Below are 17,393 nucleotides of genomic sequence, written 5' to 3'. Positions count from 1 at the left end.
CCCCCACCCCTACCCGTACCCCCGCCTCGCAGGCCGCGTACCCCGTACGCCCGAAAATCCGTGACCGCCGGAAGGAACAGGAAGGCGAGCATGCTGGACATCCCCGCACTGGGCCCGTCCGGGCCCTACCGCACGCGCAGGCGCGTCGCCGTGCCGGACGCCTCGGGCCTGGCCGCCCTCGAACTGGCGTCGGTTCCCGGGCTGGTCGTCTCCGACTGGATCCGCCGGCTGCGGGCCGCCGCCCCCCTGCCGGAGGCGGAGGTGCCGGGCGTCCTGCGGAAGGCGGCCGACGTCTTCGAGACCGAGGAGGTGCTCGGCGACGACCTCGCGGCCCACGAGCGGCGGGTGTCGGCGCTGACGGGCACGCCCGCCACGGTCGTCAGGGAGTGCGACGCGCTCATCGCGCGGACCCTGCGCGATGTGGCCCGGGCGCCGTCCGCCGCGCGGCCGGCGGGCTGCGCCCCGGCCGGCACCGCCCCCCGGGACGCGCCCGCGGCCGGCGCCGCGTGGTGCCGTACCGGGGACGTCTTCGCCGTGCACGCGGCGGGCAACAGCCCCGGGGTGCACGCCATGTGGCTGGAGGCACTGGCGCTGGGCTACCGGATCGTCGTCCGCCCCTCCAACCGGGACCCGCTGACCCCCTTCCGGCTCGTCACGGCATTGCGGCGGGCGGGCCTGCCGGACACGCAGGTGGTGCTGGCGCCCTGCGACCACGCGACGGCGGACGTGATCGTCGAGCGGGCGGACCGCGCCCTGGTCTACGGCGGCCAGGACGTCGTGGACAGGTACCGCAACCGCGCCGACGTGCGGGTCCAGGGCCCCGGCCGCTCGAAACTGGTCGTCGCCGCCGACGCGGAGCGGGACGCCGGGCTCGGCCTTGCCGTCGCCGGCGCGCTCCACCACGCGGGAACGGCGTGCACGGCGACCACCGGCGTGCTGGTCGAGGACGACCCCGCGGGCTTCGCCGCGGACCTGGCCGTCGCGCTGGGGAAGGCGGCGCCCGCGCGGCCCCAGGACCCGGACGCCCTGCTGCCGTGCATGCCGCGGGCCGTCGCGCAAGGGCTGGCGGCGGCGCTGCTGGAGCGGGCGGAGGGTGCGGGGGACGCGGTCGTGCACCTCGCGCCGAGGGCCGAACGGCTGCCCGGTGACGGCTCCCCGGCGGCTGTGACGCCCGCGGTGGTGGAACTGGCCTCCGCCCGGGACCCGCTGCTGTCGTACGAGATGCCCTTCCCGTGCGTATGGGTCGCCCCGTTCGAGCGCGACGCCGTGGACGTGCTCGACGGCTCGCTGGTGCTGTCGCTGCACACCGGGGACGTGGACCTGGTCGCCGAGGCGGCGGGGCTCACGGCGGTCTCCAACGTGTACATGGGCAGGCCGACGTCCTGGACGCATCCGGACGTCCCGCACGACGGCTTCCTCGGGGAGTTCCTGATGCGCGCCAAAGGGCTGGGCCACGGCGGCCGGCCGCCGGCGGCGCGCCCGTACCCCGGCTCGTCCGCCGCGACCGACGCGGCCAAGGAGAGGGAAAGGAGTGGCACATGAAGATCAACTCCCAGGCCGACCTGGACTTCATGGAGCGGATACAGGGGGAGGTGACCGCCCGCGGCGTGCGCTCCGGCGCCGGCGCCGGCACGGACTCCTACGCGGACTTCTACGCCGCGAAGCTGGCCGGCGTCTGGGACCGCGCGCGGCGGACCCGGGCCTACGCCTCGCTCGGCGCGTTCTCGACGCGGGCGTTCCTCGACCTGCCCGCGACGTCCAAGGACGGCCTCAAGGCCCGGCCGCTGGACTACGTGCGGGTGCCGGTCGGTGCGAGCCTGAAGTATTACCAGACCACGGGGACGACGGGGACCCCCACGCCCACACCGCGCACCGCCAGGGACATGATCGCCAACACCGTGTCCGTCGCCGAGGCGTGGCGCCCGATGCTGGCGGACCGCGGTCACCGCGCGCTGATCCTGCTGCCCTCGGACATCGTGCCGGTGGCCGACCTGATGGTCGGTGTGTGCGAGTTCCTGGACGTCCCGCACGCCAAGGCGTATCCGTACACCACCGGGATCTCCGACTGGGACCGCATCACCGGCCTGTGGGAGGTCTTCCGGCCCACCGCCGTGTTCGTGGCGCCCGGTGTGCTGCTGCAGTTCTCCCAGATCATGAAGAAGCGCGGCCTGCTTGACGGGCTGCGCGAACCGGTCGAACTCCTCATGCTGCTGGGGGAGGTGAGCACCCCGGAACTGCGGTCCATGGTCGGGGACTGGTGGAACGCGCGGGCCTTCGACGCGAGTTACGGCAGCACCGAGAGCGGCACGCTCGCCGCGTCCTGCGAGCGGGACCGGCTGCACCTGCTGCGCCGGGCCAACCACTTCGAGATCGCCGGTCCGGACGGCCTGGTGCCCGCGGAGGCGGGACGCGAGGGCCGGCTCGTCGTCACCCCGCTGAACAACGACGCCCGGCCGCTGCTGCGCCTCGACATGGGCGACGAGGTCACCCTGACCGGCGGCTGCCCCTGCGGCGGCGACGCCCCGGTGGTGACGGTCCACGGCCGCGGCACCGACGGCACCGAGATCAAGGGCAGCCGGGTGCGCACCCGCGACCTCGAAGGGATCGTCTACGCGAACCACGGCGTCATGGGCTACCTGATCGAGGTCGACCGGTACGGTACGTGGGCCCGGCTGCTGCTGGAGCGGGACCCCGGCGCCGACCGCGGGGCCGAGGCCGCCGGGAACGACTTCATCCAGCGGCGCACCGGCGAGCACCTGGGATTCCGCTGGGACGAGGTCCGGTTCGTCAACCGCCTGCCGGTGACGACGAAGAGCGGCGGCTCCCAGAAGAGCTGGAAGCGCTCCAACTTCCGGGTGGTCGACGAGGTGGTGCCGGTATGACGTACCAGGCGCTGCTCTCCTCGTCGGGGGTCGTCTCCGGGGAGTCCGACCTGTGGTGCACCTACGCGGCCGTACGCACCCTGGCCTGGCTCGGCCGCACCGGCGACCTGCCCTCGCCGGAGGGCGTCGCGGCCTACCTCGCCTCCCGGCAGAACGCCGACGGCGGGTTCGCGTGGTCGGCCGGCATGGCGTCCGACGCCTGGGCCACGTACTACTGCACGCAGGCGATGGCCGATCTGCCGGCCGGCAGCCGCGCCGCGACCGGCCGGCCCAGTTCCGCCTGGGTGTGGAGCACGGCGCACGCCGACGGCGGGTTCGCCATGACGCCCGGTCAGGCGTCGGACGTGTGGGCCACCTACTACGCCGTCCGCACCCTGGCCGAGATCCACGGCGAGCGGCCCCCGCCGGCGCTGTCCGACTGGCTGGCGGCGCTCCAGGCCGAGGACGGCGGGCTCGCCTGGAGCCCGGCCCACGCCAAGTCCGGCGCGTCCGACGTACGGGCCTGCTACTACGCCGTCACCGCCTGGAGCACGGCGACCGGCGGTGCGGAACCGCTGCCGTGGGACCGTGAGCGGCTCACCGGCTGGCTCAGGCGCCGGCAGAGCGCGGCGGGCGGGTTCACCTTCCAGGCGGGCGACGCCACCGACTGCCTGTGGGCGACGTTCCGGGCCACCAGCGCCCTGGCCCGGCTCGGCGAGGCCCCGCGGGACCCGGCGGGCTGCGTCGCCTGGATCCGGGCCCGGCTGGGGCCGGGGGGATCGTTCACCCGCTGGCCCGGTTACCCCGTGCCGGACGTGTGGGCCGCGTTCTGCGCGGTCGGAGCCCTGCGGGAGCTCGGCGCCGGCCTCGGCGACCTCGCCGACGGGGTGGTCGCGACGCTGCTGTCCTTCAGGACCGGGCAGGCGGGGTTCACCTACCGCGCCCCCGACGTGGCCTCGGACGTGCTCACCACCTCCGCCCACCTGCTGGCCGGCCGCCTGCCGGACGGCGGGGCGCGGGACGCCCTGCGGTGGACCGAGAGCTGCATGCTGCCGAACGAGAACGGCATCATGTACATGCCGGGTCGGGGCAGCGAGGTGCGCTGCACCCTGTGGGCACTGTCGGCCGGGGCGTTCGAGGACGACGCGACCGCCCGTACCGAGATCGCGCACTGGCTCGCCGGCGCCATCCAGAACCCCGACGGCGGATTCGGGTACTGGGAGGGCCGCGCCTCGGACATGGTCTCGACGTGCGCCGCCGCCGAGATCCTGCACCTCACCGGGGGCGACGCCGTCCCGGCCCGCATGCGCGGCATCGCCGGGTACGCGGCCTCCTGCGAGACCGCGCCCGGCCGGTACGCCAATGTGCCCGGCGGCCGGGACACGCTGCGGGCCACCCTCCAGGGGCTCAGGGCGCTGCGCCGGGCCGCCGCGGGAGCCGACAGCGCCCGCGTCCGAGACGCGCTGGACCGGCACCGGGTCCGCGGCGGCGGATACGCCAACGAGGGCAACCGGGTCCCCGACCTGCTGAGCACCTACGAGGCGGTGCTCGCCGCGGACGCCTTCGGCCTCGGCTGGGACCCCGGCCACCTGACCCGCTTCCTGGACAGTGTGCGCACGGCGGACGCCGGGTTCGCCTGGACCCCGCTGACCTCCGCGGGCGGCGGCCCGCTCGCCGACTGCCTGGGCCGGCGCCTGGAGATGCGCCTGTCGCCCGCACAGGACGCCCTGCCCCCGCTGGCCCTCTCGTGAAAGGTACGCCGCGATGCCGACCGTCGACGTGACCTCGAGTCCGCTCACCCCCTCGGCACGGCTCGGGGCCGCGCTGCGCCTCACCCGGTGGCTGGCCGCACACGGCTCCGACCCCGCGCACGTCGTGGTCTCCTTCCGTACGGCCGAGCCGATGGCGTACTACTCCGGCGGGGTGCCGCTGACGGCCTACCAGGACGTCGCGGGCGAGGAACGGCGCGCCCGGTGGGCGTACGTCGTCTGCCATGTCCACCCCGACCGCGACCACCGCTACCTGGCAGGGCTCGCCGAGGAGGTCCGGCAGACGCTCGGCCTCGACGCGGAGACCGCCCACCTGATGGTCCGGTTCGAACCCACCCGGCCCGACCAGGTGTTCTACCTGGAATCGGGATCCATGACGAACGCCGGCGCCTCGCCGGCCGGCCACGCCCAGCAGAAAGGTCCGCGCCATGCCCACCCTGCCCACCACTGACCCCACCGACATCGGCGGCCGGCTCCTGGCCGTCCTGGAGAAGCGCTTCGGCGACGCCGCCCGCGCGCTGGACCCGGAGGCGGCGCTGGCCACCGCGCTGCCGGGCTTCGACAGCCTGGCAGCCCTGGAGTACGTCAGCGCCGTCGAGGGCGAGTTCGGCATCGAGGTCGACTTCGTCGGCGACGACGTGCGCTACTGGTTCAGCACGCTGGACCGGACCGCCGGATACGTGCGCGAACGCGTCGAGGACCAGGTGGCATGACGCGCCCGGTACCCGGCACGCGCACGTCCCCGGCCGGGGCGGACGGCGGGATCCGCTTCGACACCTCCGGCAGTACCGGGGCCGCCCGCAGCTGGTTCCGGCACCCGCGGCAGATGGAGCGTGAGGTCCGGCTCATCGGCGGGTGCCTGGTCGGCCCGGTGGACCACGTGGTCACCTACGCGCCGCCGCGGCACCTCTTCGGCGCCCTGTTCGGCCAGTGGCTGCCGCGCATGGCACAGGTGCCCGTCCACGAGGCGTGGGCCGACCCCCTGCGACCGCTGCCGGTCCGCCCCGGCGAACGGGTCCTGGTCGTGTGCGTGCCGATGGCCTGGGACCTGCTGCGCCGGGGCTGGCCGGCGCTGGAGCGCGCGGGCTCGATCGTCGCCCTGCACAGCTCGGCGGTCCCGCCGCCCGCCGCCCGCGACCTCGTCCGCCGGGCCGGCCCGCTGCTGCGTGCCCACGAGATCCTGGGGTCGACCGAGACCGGGGGCATCGCCCACCGGCCCCTCGCCCGGCGGGGCGGCGCGGCGGACGACTGGCAGGGCTTTCCCGATGTGGCCTTCGTCCGGCGCGACGCGGCGCCCGCGGGCGCCGCGCAGGAACTGGTGGTCGCCGGCCCGCGGCTGGCGCGCCCGGAGAACCGGCGCCGCCCGCCCGCCCGTTGGGCCACCGGCGACCTGGTGGAATACACGGGCCCCGGGCGGTTCCGGCTGCTGGGGCGCGGCAGCCGCCTGGTCAAGGTCAACGGGATCAAAGTCCATCTGGCGAAGGTGGACGAACGGCTCGACGCCGCGCTGCCGCAGGCGGAATGCGTCGCGCTGCCGCTGTCGGGCGACGCGATCGCGGGTGAGGGGTACGCGGTCTTCTGGTCCGGCCGCGGCGGCGGAAGCGGCGGGACCGGTGTGGCCGATGTCAGGGCCGCCCTGCGGGACTTCCCGAGCCCGTCGGTGGTCGTACGGCTGGCGCGCATCCCCAGGACCGCCACCGGAAAACCGGACCGGGAGGCGCTGTTCGCGGCGCTCGGACGCCCGCCGGGGATCCCGTCCCCCCGCTCTCCTTCCACGACCTCCCGCACCGCCCCCGGACCTGCCACGTCCGGACCCGCCACCTCCGGACCCGCCACCTCCGGACCTTGCACGTCCGGACCTTCCATCCCCGGACCGAGAAAGCACGGTGACATGCCATGAACGCCCGCGAGCAGGCGGACGCGCACGTCCGCGCCATGATGCGCTGGCACTTCGGCCCGGCCACGGGCTCCCGGTACTGGCTGGAGCGCCGGAACCGGCTGGGCTTCGACCCGGTCGAGGACGTGCGCGGCGTCGATGACCTGCTGATGTTCCCCAACCTGGTGGACGAGCTGCGGGACGTCCCTGTCGAGGACCTGATCCCGCGCGGTCTGGACCCGGACGAGAAGGTGTTCGCCGTCTACGAGAGCGGCGGGACCTCGGGCGCGCCCAAGCGCTTCGTGATGTTCGAGAACTGGTTCGACCAGTACATGGCCTGGGAGAACGCCCACTACCCCGACGACGGCCAGGGGCACACCCTGGCCGTGGCGCCCAGCGGCCCGCACATGCTCGGCGAATACTCCCGGCGGATCGCCCGGGCCAGGGGTGGGATCAGGTTCGCCATCGACCTGGACCCGCGCTGGGTGAAGCGCCTGATCGCCGCGGGTGACACCGCTGGCGCGGCCGCTTACGTCGGCCATCTGGTCGAGCAGGCCGAACTGGTCCTGCGGTCGCAGAACATCGCGTTCCTCATCACCACACCCCCGCTGCTGGCCCGGATGGCCGAGCACGCCGGGGTCCGCGCGCTGATCCAGGAGAAGGTGCGCCTGGTGATCTGGACCGGGGCGCACATGGACCCCGACACCCAGGACTACCTGGCCGCCGAGTTCTTCCCCAAGGCGCAGTTCCGGGGGTCGTACGGCAGCACCTCCGTGCTCAGCGGCACGGTCCAGCGCGCCGACCCGGACGGCACCGGGGACACGGTCTTCGACTCGTACGCCCCCTTCGTCATCTACCGCGTGGTCGACCCCTCGACCGGCCTGCCGGTCGAGGAAGGCGCGCAGGGCGCGGTGGTCATGAACTACCTCACCCCGTACGGCCTGGTGCCCAACAGCCTCGAACGCGATCTGGCCACCAGGGTCCTCGGCCCCGAGGGCGTGGGTGACTCGCTGCGGTCCGTCCACCCGGTCGCCGAGGTGGACGGCCGGAAGATGATCGAAGGGGTCTACTAGCCATGCCGCGCCCACCCACGGTCCGGCACCTCGAACTCGACGGGACCGGCCTGACGCCCCGCGCGGTCGCCGCGGCCGCCCGCCGCCCCGGCGCCGACACCCGGGTCGGCCTCGCCGCCGACGCCGCCGGGCGGATGAACGCCTCGGTCGGCCTCAAGGACGCGCTGCTCGCCCAGGAGATCCCGGTCTACGGTGTGACCACCGGCTTCGGCGACAGCTGCGTCCGGCAGATCCCGCCGGAAAAGGCCCACGCGCTCCAGCGCAACCTCGTCCGCTACCACCTCAACGGGGTGGGGCCGCCCGCCGTACCGGCCGTCGCCCGCGCGACCATGCTCATCCGGGCCAACGCGCTGGCCAAGGGGGTCTCCGCGGTCCGGCCGCGCGTGGTGTCCACCCTGCTGGAGTGCCTGGACCGCGACGTCCTGCCGCTGATCCCCGAACGCGGGTCGGTCGGCGCCAGCGGTGACCTGGTGCCGCTGTGCTACCTGGCCGCGGCACTCATCGGCGAGGGGCAGGTCCTGCACCGCGGCGCCGTACGTCCGGCGCGCGACGCGCTGCGCGACGAGGGCATCGAGCCGCTGCGGCTCGCCCCCAAGGAGGGCATCGGGCTGGTCAACGGAACGTCCTTCGCCGCCGCGTACGCCGTCCTCGCCGCCTGGGACGCCAGGGAACTCGTCTGTGTCGCGGAACTCGCCACCGCCATGACGCTGGAGGCGCTGCGCGGCAACGCCTCCGCGCTGCACCCCTTCGTCCACGCGAACAAGCCGCACCCCGGGCAGGTCAGGTCCGCGGCGGCGATGCGGGCGGCGCTGGCCGGGTCCCGGCTCGCCACCTCCTTCGACGACATCCTCGTGCGGCGCGAAAGGCTGGACGGACGGGGCTGCCTCAGGCTCGCCGAACGGATCCAGGACACGTACTCGGTGCGGTGCGCCCCGCAGATCGTCGGGATCGTCCGCGACACCCTCGACTGGACGGAGGGCTGGCTCGGCACGGAGATCAACTCCGCCAGCGACAACCCGCTGTTCGACGCGGAGGAGTACGGGCTCCACCTCGGCGGGAACTTCTACGCCGGGCACGTCGGACAGGCCATGGACAGTCTGAAGACCGCGGTGGCGGGCCTGGCCAACCTCATGGACCGGCAGCTCGCGCTGGTCGTGGACGAGAAGTTCAGCCGGGGGCTGCCGCCCGACCTGATCGTCCCGCGCCGCCCAGACGATCCTGAGGCGGGACTCCACCACGGCTTCAAGGGGATGCAGATAGCGGCCTCGGCTGTCACGGCGGAAGCGCTCAAGCAGACCGGGCCGGTGTCGGTGTTCTCGCGCTCCACGGAGGCGCACAACCAGGACATCGTCAGCATGGGCACCATCTCGGCCCGTGACGCGCGCACCGTCAACGGCCTGGTGCGCGAGGTGGCGGCGATCCATCTGCTCGCCCTCGCCCAGGCGATCGACCTGCGGGGGGCCGGGCAGGCCTCGCCCGTTGTCCGCGGGGTGCACGGACTCCTCAGGGAGCACAGCGCCTTCGTCAGCCGCGACCGGCGGCTGGACGCGGACATCGAGGCGGTGACCGGACTGATCGAGACCGGCGCCCTGCGCCGCGCCGCGGGCCTCGGCGACGACGACTTCGCCGCCGGCCGTGACCTGTGCGATGTCGTCGGATCCCCGGCCGACACCGCGTTTCCCGAGCACGAGAAGGGCATCGCGGCGGGCGCGGTGCGTCACTGAGGAGGTTCATCGCATGCGGAAGAAGACCGTGGTCCTGGCCCAATCCGTCGCCGCCGCAGGGGGAGTGCTGGCGGTGGTGCTCTCCGTTGTGCCCGGAGGGTCCGCGCAGGCCGGGTCCGGCCGGATCATCGACCTGGCCGTCGGCAACGACGGCGTGGTGCACACCGACGTCGGCGACCCGGGGCTGAGCGTCGGGGACGAGTTCATCTACGCCGACAAGCTCTTCAGGAACGGCCGGCAGATCGGCCAGGACGGCAGTTCCTGCCAGGTGACCAGGCTGGTCGGCGAGGAGATCACCACCAACTGCGTGCTGTCGGTGCAGCTGCCGGACGGTCAGATCACCGCCCAGTCGCTGTGGGTCAAGGGCACCGCGTCGGTACGGATGGCCATCACCGGCGGATCGGGCGCCTACCGCGGCGCGTCGGGCGAGCTGACGTGCAACGACATCCAGACCCCGCACGAGACGTACCGCATCGTGCTGGACCGGTGAACGGCCGCCGTCCGGACGGCGGATGGACGCCCGCCGTCGCACCGACTGGTGAACGGCCCTCTTCCGGGCGCCAGCTGAACGCCCACCACTCGGAAGGCCGGTGAGCGGTCGGCGTGCCGACGACTCATGAACGGCCGCTGTCCCGAGCGGTGAACGGCCCGCGTGCGGCCCGGCGTGCGGTGCGCCGGGCCGCACGGCTGCGACCCGCCCGGTCCCGTTCCGGCGGGTGCGGGCCTCCCGCACCCGCCGGCCTCTCCCGCCCGCCGCGGACCGCCGCGAGGTGTCACCGGGTGGTGTAGGCGCCCCCGTTGACGTGGAGGGTCTGGCCGGTGATGTGCCGGGCGCCGGGCGACGCGAGGAAGTGCGCCGTCGCGGCGATGTCCTCGACCGCGCCCGGCCGCTTGTCGTGGGTCTCCTCCACGAGCGCTTGGTGGCGTTCGTCGGTCATCTTCCCCTGGAAGAAGTTGGTGCCGGCGATGTAGCCCGCGGAGATGACGTTGCACGTGACCCCGCGCGGGGCGAGCCCCGCGGACAGCGTGGCGTTCCAGGCGGCCAGGGCCGCCTTGGACGCCCCGTAGGCGCCGCCGCCCCGTTCGGCGCCGATCGAGCCGATGCTGATGACGGAGGCGCCGTCGGTGAACCGGTCCTGGACCGCGGCCGTGGTCAGTACCGCGGAGATCAGGTTCTGTGCCAGGTTGGCCTGCCACACGGCCAGCACTTCGTCCAGGGACGCACCCTCGGCGGGCGGCCTGGTCAGGCCCCCGGCGGCGTTGACCAGGACGTCCAGCGTGTCGAACCGGGCGGCGAGCGACGCGACCTGCCCGGCGTCGGTCCCGTCGCAGACGACGCCGTGCACCCCCAGTTCCTTGGCGGCCTGCCCGACGGTCTCGGGGCCGCGTCCGGTGACGAAGACCTCGGCCCCGTCCGCGGCGAACGCCGCGGCGATGGCACGGCCGATGCCGCTGGTGCCTCCGGTGACGAGAACGGTGTGAGTCAAGGAGTCCTCCTGCCGACTGCTACGTTTAGGTCTAAACATACAGCCCGCGCACCGCCACCGCTGACGGAGGATCACCCATGGCCGGTACCGTTGCCGCCTCGGGCAGGCCGGAGCCCGTCCATTCGCCGGCCGAGATCGCCGCCGCCTGGCGGCGGGAGCGCCCCGGCACCCCCACCGGGTCGATCGAGATCGTCACGCCGATCTGGTGGCTGGGCCAGCTGTTCGCCGACGACCGCGGAAGGGCCCTGCGGGAGGCCGGGATTGACGCGGCGACCCTCGACCTGCTGAGCGTCATACGCCGCTCCGGTCGGCCCTACACCCTCACCACCCGCGAACTCGCCCGGCGGACCCTGGTGACCGCGGGGGCGATCTCCCAGCGGGTCGCGCGCGCCGAACGCGAGGGGCTCGTCCGGCGCGCACCGGGGACCACCGGCCGCCGTACGGTCGTCGTGAGCCTCACCGGCGAGGGGCACGCGCTCATCGAGCGGTCCGTCGACACGGTGCTCGGCCGGGAGGCCCTGCTGGTCGGCGGCCTGTCGGCGGACGAACGCGCCTCGCTCATCGCGCTGCTGGACAAGCTGATGGCCGACGTGCGGCGCCGTACGGTCCACGAGGGCTGAACCGCGGCGCCGACGGGCCGCAGTCAGGCCGTCCCGAGGGTGGCGACGTCGATGACGTACCGGTAGCGGACGCCGGACAGGTTCTGCCACGCCTCGGGCACCCCGGCCGCCGGGATCGTCTCGATCTCCGCGGCGATGCCGTGCTCCGCGCAGAAGCCGAGCACCTCCTGCGTCTCGCGTATCCCGCCGATGGACGAGCCCGCTATCGCGCGGCGGGCGCCCAGCAGGGAGAACACGTTGTACGAGGCGACCGCGTCGCCCGGCGCCCCCACGGTGACGAAGGTGCCCCCGACCCCGAGCAGGCCCAGGTGCGCGTCCACGTCCAGCGGCGCCGGCACCGTATTGAGCAGCAGGTCGAAGTGACCGGCGAGCCGGGCCGTTTCCGCGCTGTCGCGGGTGTCGGCGAACCGGGTCGCGCCCAGCCGCAGGGCGTCGTCCCTCTTGTCCGGTGACCGGCTCAGCAAAGTGACCTCGGCCCCCATCGCGGCGGCGATCCTGACGCCGAGATGCCCCAGCCCGCCCATCCCGAGCACGCCCACCTTCCGGCCCGGCCCCGCCGCCCACCGGCGCAGCGGCGAGTACACGGTCACTCCCGCGCACAACAGCGGGGCGGCGGCGGCGAGTTCGAGCGCGTCCGGGATCCGCAGGACGTAGTGCTCCGAGACGACGATGGACCGGCTGTAGCCGCCCATGGTCACTGCCCCGTCGCGGTCCCGGTCCGCGTACGTCTTGACGAAGCCCTCGGCGCAGAACTGCTCCTCGCCCGATGTGCACGGCGCGCACTTACGGCAGGAGTCGACCATGCAGCCGACGCCCACCCGGTCGCCCACCGCGAACCGCGTCACGGCGTCCCCGACCTCCGACACCACCCCGGTGATCTCATGACCGGGCACGAGCGGGAAGGGCGTCCCGCCCCAGTCGTCGTGGCCGACGTGCAGGTCGGTGTGGCAGATCCCGCAGAAGGCGATGTCGATACGGACGTCGTCGGCGCGCGGCGGGCGCCGTTCGACGGTGGTGAGCGTGAACCGCGCTCCCTTGGCGGGAAGCGACAGCGCGAGGACGCCGGGCATGGGAATCCCTTTCCCTTCGACTCCGGTACGGGCACGGGCGGGCCGGGAAACCGGGCGTCCCCGGCGCGTCGTCCGGGGAACGGGCGGTGGCGCCGCCCGGCCTCCGCCGGAACGGCCCCCACTGAACCGGAACGCCCGCCGCGATCCCAGTGCCGCGCCGCCGCGGCCGGATGCAGCTTGTTGTGGCGCAGCTTGCTGCACGCCGGGGGCCGGGGCGGTGTCCGCCGGGGGCGTGCAGGATCCTGCCCGGCAGCTTGCTGCACCGGCCGGGGGCTGGGAGACGCCCTGACGTGTCGTCAAGCTGGTCAAGTGTCCTGCGCCACGCGGATTCTTCCGGCTCCTCCCGCCCCTCCCGCCTTCTTCCCGCGCCGCGGCACCGGACCGGCTGGGCGCGGGGAGAGGGCCGCGGGCGCGGGGCCGCGGACACGGCCCACCACCGCCACATCCACCACTCGCGGCGGGTCGGCGACGCGCGACCGGCCGCGTACCTCGTACCTCGGGGACGACTTGTGACCACCACGGAAAACAGTGCCGCACCGGCGGCACCGGCCCGCCCGCAGGACGGCGGGCAACTGCCCCTCCTGAAACTCCTGATCTTCGCCGGCGCCGGATTCCTCGCCTTCATGACCGAGACCACGCCCGCCGGCCTGCTGCCGCGGATCGCCCACGGGCTCGACGTCTCCGAGGGACTGGCCGGCCAGCTCGTCACCCTCTACGCCCTCGGCTCGGTCGTCGCGGCGATCCCGGTGATCACGCTCACCCGCGGCGTACGCCGCAAGCCGCTGCTGCTGAGCGCGATCGCCGGACTGTTCGCGTTCAACACCGTCACGGCCGTGTCGCACGACTACGCCCTGACCCTCGGCGCGCGGTTCCTCGCCGGGATGGCCTCCGGTGTCGTCTGGGGCCTGCTCGCGGGGTACGCCCGGCGGCTGGTCCCCGAGCACCTGCAAGGGCGCGCCCTTGCCGTCGTCAGCGTCGGCCAGCCGGTCGCACTGGCCCTGGGCATCCCGCTCGCCACCTGGCTCGGGTCGCTCGTCGGCTGGCAGGGCGCCTTCTGGGTCATGTCCGCCCTGGCGCTCCTGCTGCTGGCCGCGATGCGCGCCCTCGTGCCCGACTACCCGGGGCAGGCCGGCCACGAGCGGCTGCCGCTGCGCGCGATCGCCACCCTGCCCGGAATCCGGCCGATCCTTCTGATCATCTTTCTGTGGACCCTGGCCCACAACATCCTCTACACCTACGTCGCGCCCTTCCTGGACCACACAGGACTCGGCGGCCGGGTCGGCGTCATGCTGCTGGTCTTCGGCGCCACCGCCATCGCGGGCATCTGGTTCACCGGGGCACTGGTCGACCGCAAGCTGCGCGCCCTCTCCTTCGGCTGCCTCCTGGGCTTCGGCGCCGCCGCCCTGTGCCTGGGCATCGGCATCCGCTCCCCGCTCATGGTCACGGCGGGCGTCGTGATCTGGGGGCTGACGTTCGGGGGCTCGCCCGCCCTCCAGCAGACGGCACTCGCCGACGCAGCGGGCGACGGAGCCGACGTGGCCCAGTCGATGCTCGTGACCGTGTGCAACCTGGCCGTGGCCGCCGCCGGCGTGCTCGGGGGCCTGCTCCTGGAGACGGCGGGCGTGTCGTCCCTTCCCTGGGCGCTGCTGGTCCTGACCACGGTCACGTTCGCCCTCGTCGCCGCGACGAAGGAGCACGGGTTCACCCCGGGGGCCCGCGGCTCCGCGTGACGCCACTCCCCGCCCGGCCCGGCGCGCCACGTCCGCCCGGCCCGGTCACTCACCCTGCAGTCTCGGAGGCAGATGTCATGTCAGTCCAGCGCGTGCCCGTACTCGTCGTCGGCGGTGCCTACACCGGGCTCACCACCGCCTTGAGCCTTGCCGCCCGCGGTGTGCCGCCGCTTCTGGTGGAGCGGCGGCCGGCCCCCTCCACGCTGCCGAAGGCCTGGGGGCTCAACACCCGTTCGCAGGAGCTGCTCAACACGCTGCCCGGCGTGGCGCGGCGAATCCGCGCCGCCATCGCCGACGCGCAGTGGCCCCGTATGAGCCACGGCCTGAGCCTGGCCGACCCGGAGCGGCGCTACCTCGACCCGCCGACCGAGCCCGACCCGCAGGAGCTGTCTTCGGTGCCGCCGCTGGCCTGGATATCCCAGGCGCAGGTCGAGGCCATCCTGCGGGCCGGCGCGGAGGAGGCCGGCGCCGACGTACGCTCCGGCACCGAGATGGTCGCGCTCACACAGGACGAGGAGAAGGTCACCGCGACACTGCGCGAGGCGGCCACCGGCCGCGAGTACCTGGTCGAGGCGGACTACCTGGTGGCGGCGGACGGGAACACCAGCCCCACCCGGGACATGCTCGGCATCGCGGTCGAGGGCAGCGGAGTCATCGGCCACATGTACATCCTCACCTTCCGGGCCGACCTGACGCGTTACGTGAAGCCGGGCGCGGTCGAGGTCATCGGCATGCCCGGCAGCGGGTCCAGCTTCATCCTGGACGGCTCCGAGCGGCACACCCTGTGGGTCGACTACTTCCCCGAGCGCGGCGAGACGCCGGAGGACTTCACCGAGGCGCGCTGCGTGGAGCGGATCCGCAGCGCCATCGGGGACCCCGCGATCGACGTCACCTTCGTCAACGCCCGCTTCTTCCCGATCAACCACAAGCTCGCCGAGCGCTTCCGCGAGGGGCGGGTCTTCCTGGCCGGCGACGCCGCGCACGCCTGCCCGCCCAACGGCGGCCAGGGCGGCAACCTCGCCATCCAGGACGCCTACGACCTGTCCTGGCGGCTCGCGCTGGTGCTCACCGGCCAGGCGGGACCCGGCCTGCTGGACACCTACGAGACCGAGCGGCGCCCCGTCGTCGACATCACGCTGCGGCGCGAGGTCGAGCTGGCGAAGATCTCCGAGGGCCGGGTGCCCGCCAGCTACAACCCGGCCGACCCCGACGCCCCCGTCCCGATGCCGAAGGAATACCTGGGCTTCCGCTACCGCTCCCACGCGGTCCGCATCGAGGCGGACGACGACGGCAGCCGCCAGGAGGACCCGTGGAATCCCACCGGACGCCCGGGCGGACGGGCCCCGCACGTCGCACTCACCGACGGCCCGCGGGAGGTGTCCACCCACGACCTCTTCGGCCGCGGTTTCGTGCTCCTGGCCGGCCGCGACGCCCCGCGCTGGGTCGCCGCCGCCGAGAAGGTCGCCCGTGACCTGGGGGTCGTCCTGGACGCGCACCGGATCGGCGACCGCTTCCTCGACAGCGGCAGCCTCTGGTGCGACCGCTACGGCGTCGAGCCGACCGGCGCCACGCTGGTGCGCCCCGACGCCGTCGTCGCCTGGCGCAGCAAGACCGCCGCGGGCGATCCCGAGGGCGACCTCACGGAAGTCCTGACCGCGATCCTGACCCGCTGACACAATCGGCCGCATACGGCGGCCGGCGGCCGGCGACGCCATGTGCGCCGCCGGCCGCCGGTTCGTGCCCGGGACCGCTCAGGCCGCGGGGTGGTCCTCCACGGCCGCTCCCCGGCCCGACCCGAGCATGTGGTCACGCACCATCCACCCGGCCTGGAACCGGCTCTGCGCTCCCAGGTCGCCGAACATCTCGGCGATGTACTTCCGGCACGTCCGCACGCCGATGGCCAGCCGCCTGGCCACCACCTCGTCCTTGTAGCCCGCGGCGAGCAACTGGACGATCGCGGTCTTCGTCTCCTGGGTCAGGCACTCCGGGATCCGGTTGCTGCCCCCGGTCGGCTGGAAGACCGCGCTGGTGGCCCAGGCGCTCACCACCATGTGGACGATGAACTCCACCAGGGCGCCGTGCTTGACCATGTGCGCCCTGGTGGTGTCCTGCACGTCCCCCGGATCCCCCGCGCCCCCGCCGTCCGTACCGTCCGCGCCGTCCCCGGGGTCCAGCAGGAAAGCCACGGAGCGGTCGAAGACGATCAGCGCGGGCAGCGACGCGGCGGTGGTCCGTACCTCGCCTCCCGACGCCGAGATCCGGTCGACGCAGTCCCGCACCTCCGCGTCGTAGCGGGACAGGTGCGGGAGCAGCACCTGTACGCCGACGCCCGGCCGTAACTGCCCGGCCTCCCGGCGCACGACGTCCCCGGCGAGCCCCGCGGCGCCCCGTCCCAGCGGCTGCACGGCGATGACCTCCCGGGTGCTCCGGGCCGCGCAGTCCTCCAGCGCGGCCCGGACGGCCGGTACGCCCTCGACCGTGACCACGGGGCTCGGACCGCCGCCCGGGGTGCCGTCGGAGCACAGGCCGGAGAGCGCGTCGAGCTGCCCGCGGATCTCGTCCAACTGGGCCTGCCACGCGTCGATGACGCCGGAAAGGGGCCTGGCGTACTGCAGCTTGACCGCCTCCGGGTGCACCGCGGTCCAGTCGCTGCGGCCCTCGTCCTGCGAGCGTGCCAGCCGCATCCTTCCCAGCGCGGAGAGCACCCGCTCCGCCTGTCCCTCTCCCCACCCCAGACTCCGCGACAGCCGTTCCGGGGTGGCTCCGCCGGTCATGACGAGGAACCGGTAGGCCGTCAGTTCCTCGTCACCCATCAGCGGAACGATCTGGCTGATGTCCACGGTCTCTCCCTGTGCACTCGGGCAACCTCGATATAAGAATAAACACTCAGCCACAGATGTACGCAAGTCCAAATTTTGCCACACCCGGCCCTGCCTGACGTCCCGTCGCCCCGGCGGTCGAAGGCCCGGCCGGGCGGGCGGCGCAGGCGCACCGTTGCTCCCCGTCCGTGCCGGGGCCGCTGCCTGGGCCATGGGGCCATCCGGCGCGATGGCGCAAAACACCCGCCCGTGCCTGGTGGAATCACAGCCTTCTGCGAGTCCGGGTAAAAGGGAGGTAGATAATGGGCGCCAGTGTATTTTTGTATCCCGCTCTTGAGGATCACTTGACTCAGCCATGCATGAA

At 73.8% G+C, this 17,393-nt stretch carries 15 protein-coding genes; 12 read left to right on the top strand and 3 right to left on the bottom strand.

All coding sequences use genetic code 11. The features are described 5' to 3' along the window. Nucleotides 1-90 precede the first annotated feature (90 nt). From V7E46_RS05010 to V7E46_RS04970, 9 genes are read left to right on the top strand one after another with little or no spacing between them, the layout of a single operon-like run. Nucleotides 91-1,542 carry an aldehyde dehydrogenase family protein gene (locus V7E46_RS05010; RefSeq protein ID WP_333767267.1) on the top strand — a complete coding sequence of 484 codons (1,452 nt, stop codon included), beginning with the start codon at nt 91-93 and terminating at the stop codon, nt 1,540-1,542. After that, nucleotides 1,539-2,882: a phenylacetate--CoA ligase family protein gene (locus tag V7E46_RS05005; RefSeq protein WP_333767266.1), complete on the top strand. Its 1,344-nt coding sequence runs from the start codon at nt 1,539-1,541 to the stop codon at nt 2,880-2,882. Before V7E46_RS05010 ends, V7E46_RS05005 begins: the two co-directional genes overlap by 4 nt. Continuing rightward, nucleotides 2,879-4,612, top strand: a complete 1,734-nt coding sequence (locus tag V7E46_RS05000; RefSeq protein ID WP_333767265.1) for a prenyltransferase/squalene oxidase repeat-containing protein — start codon at nt 2,879-2,881, stop codon at nt 4,610-4,612. Before V7E46_RS05005 ends, V7E46_RS05000 begins: the two co-directional genes overlap by 4 nt. A 13-nt stretch (nt 4,613-4,625) precedes the next feature. Further along, entirely contained in the window at nt 4,626-5,081 is a 456-nt protein-coding gene (locus V7E46_RS04995) for a hypothetical protein (RefSeq protein WP_329172916.1), read from the top strand. After that, on the top strand, nt 5,059-5,343 hold the full coding sequence (locus V7E46_RS04990) for an acyl carrier protein (RefSeq protein WP_329172914.1): 285 nt from the start codon (nt 5,059-5,061) through the stop codon (nt 5,341-5,343). The genes V7E46_RS04995 and V7E46_RS04990 overlap by 23 nt, the downstream gene beginning before the upstream one ends. Next, nucleotides 5,340-6,530 carry a class I adenylate-forming enzyme family protein gene (locus tag V7E46_RS04985; protein ID WP_333767264.1) on the top strand — a complete coding sequence of 397 codons (1,191 nt, stop codon included), beginning with the start codon at nt 5,340-5,342 and terminating at the stop codon, nt 6,528-6,530. Before V7E46_RS04990 ends, V7E46_RS04985 begins: the two co-directional genes overlap by 4 nt. Beyond that, complete coding sequence (locus tag V7E46_RS04980; protein ID WP_333767263.1) at nt 6,527-7,579, top strand: AMP-binding protein; 1,053 nt, start codon at nt 6,527-6,529, stop codon at nt 7,577-7,579. The genes V7E46_RS04985 and V7E46_RS04980 overlap by 4 nt, the downstream gene beginning before the upstream one ends. Before the next feature lie 2 nt (nt 7,580-7,581). After that, nucleotides 7,582-9,303, top strand: a complete 1,722-nt coding sequence (locus V7E46_RS04975) for an aromatic amino acid ammonia-lyase (protein ID WP_333767262.1) — start codon at nt 7,582-7,584, stop codon at nt 9,301-9,303. Nucleotides 9,304-9,316: 13 nt separating this feature from the next. Further along, the gene (locus tag V7E46_RS04970) at nt 9,317-9,793 is read left to right on the top strand and encodes an allene oxide cyclase barrel-like domain-containing protein (protein WP_333767261.1); all 477 of its coding nucleotides are present in this window, start codon (nt 9,317-9,319) and stop codon (nt 9,791-9,793) included. 283 nt (nt 9,794-10,076) lie between these two features. On the opposite strand, the gene V7E46_RS04965 is transcribed toward V7E46_RS04970, so the two are convergent. Beyond that, nucleotides 10,077-10,790: an SDR family NAD(P)-dependent oxidoreductase gene (locus tag V7E46_RS04965; RefSeq protein ID WP_333767260.1), complete on the bottom strand. Its 714-nt coding sequence runs from the start codon at nt 10,788-10,790 to the stop codon at nt 10,077-10,079. A 77-nt stretch (nt 10,791-10,867) separates the two neighbouring features. Between V7E46_RS04965 and V7E46_RS04960 the strand changes: the two genes are divergently transcribed. After that, nucleotides 10,868-11,410, top strand: a complete 543-nt coding sequence (locus V7E46_RS04960; protein ID WP_333767259.1) for a MarR family winged helix-turn-helix transcriptional regulator — start codon at nt 10,868-10,870, stop codon at nt 11,408-11,410. A 23-nt stretch (nt 11,411-11,433) separates the two neighbouring features. On the opposite strand, the gene V7E46_RS04955 is transcribed toward V7E46_RS04960, so the two are convergent. Then, complete coding sequence (locus V7E46_RS04955; protein WP_333767258.1) at nt 11,434-12,480, bottom strand: NAD(P)-dependent alcohol dehydrogenase; 1,047 nt, start codon at nt 12,478-12,480, stop codon at nt 11,434-11,436. A 509-nt stretch (nt 12,481-12,989) separates the two neighbouring features. Here V7E46_RS04955 and V7E46_RS04950 point away from each other — a divergent pair. Continuing rightward, nucleotides 12,990-14,210: an MFS transporter gene (locus V7E46_RS04950; RefSeq protein WP_333767257.1), complete on the top strand. Its 1,221-nt coding sequence runs from the start codon at nt 12,990-12,992 to the stop codon at nt 14,208-14,210. A gap of 77 nt (nt 14,211-14,287) precedes the next feature. Beyond that, the gene (locus V7E46_RS04945; RefSeq protein ID WP_333767256.1) at nt 14,288-15,883 is read left to right on the top strand and encodes an FAD-dependent monooxygenase; all 1,596 of its coding nucleotides are present in this window, start codon (nt 14,288-14,290) and stop codon (nt 15,881-15,883) included. Between the two features lie 78 nt (nt 15,884-15,961). Here the strand turns inward: V7E46_RS04945 and V7E46_RS04940 are convergent, their stop codons facing one another. Then, complete coding sequence (locus tag V7E46_RS04940; RefSeq protein ID WP_333767255.1) at nt 15,962-17,050, bottom strand: hypothetical protein; 1,089 nt, start codon at nt 17,048-17,050, stop codon at nt 15,962-15,964. Nucleotides 17,051-17,393 lie beyond the last annotated feature (343 nt).

It is taken from the genome of Streptomyces sp. IBSBF 2435 (genome assembly GCF_036815005.1).
Classification (GTDB): domain Bacteria; phylum Actinomycetota; class Actinomycetes; order Streptomycetales; family Streptomycetaceae; genus Actinacidiphila.
This window is presented reverse-complemented; position numbering and strand designations above follow the sequence as displayed.

Excerpts from the sequence above, each read along its gene's own strand:
- V7E46_RS05010 (WP_333767267.1), top strand. The coding sequence starts at position 91 with ATGCTGGACATCCCCGCACTGGGCCCGTCCGGGCCCTACCGCACGCGC.
- V7E46_RS05005 (WP_333767266.1), top strand. The coding sequence starts at position 1,539 with ATGAAGATCAACTCCCAGGCCGACCTGGACTTCATGGAGCGGATACAG.
- V7E46_RS05000 (WP_333767265.1), top strand. The coding sequence starts at position 2,879 with ATGACGTACCAGGCGCTGCTCTCCTCGTCGGGGGTCGTCTCCGGGGAG.
- V7E46_RS04995 (WP_329172916.1), top strand. The coding sequence starts at position 4,626 with ATGCCGACCGTCGACGTGACCTCGAGTCCGCTCACCCCCTCGGCACGG.
- V7E46_RS04990 (WP_329172914.1), top strand. The coding sequence starts at position 5,059 with ATGCCCACCCTGCCCACCACTGACCCCACCGACATCGGCGGCCGGCTC.
- V7E46_RS04985 (WP_333767264.1), top strand. The coding sequence starts at position 5,340 with ATGACGCGCCCGGTACCCGGCACGCGCACGTCCCCGGCCGGGGCGGAC.
- V7E46_RS04980 (WP_333767263.1), top strand. The coding sequence starts at position 6,527 with ATGAACGCCCGCGAGCAGGCGGACGCGCACGTCCGCGCCATGATGCGC.
- V7E46_RS04975 (WP_333767262.1), top strand. The coding sequence starts at position 7,582 with ATGCCGCGCCCACCCACGGTCCGGCACCTCGAACTCGACGGGACCGGC.
- V7E46_RS04970 (WP_333767261.1), top strand. The coding sequence starts at position 9,317 with ATGCGGAAGAAGACCGTGGTCCTGGCCCAATCCGTCGCCGCCGCAGGG.
- V7E46_RS04960 (WP_333767259.1), top strand. The coding sequence starts at position 10,868 with ATGGCCGGTACCGTTGCCGCCTCGGGCAGGCCGGAGCCCGTCCATTCG.
- V7E46_RS04955 (WP_333767258.1), bottom strand. The coding sequence starts at position 12,480 with ATGCCCGGCGTCCTCGCGCTGTCGCTTCCCGCCAAGGGAGCGCGGTTC.
- V7E46_RS04945 (WP_333767256.1), top strand. The coding sequence starts at position 14,288 with ATGTCAGTCCAGCGCGTGCCCGTACTCGTCGTCGGCGGTGCCTACACC.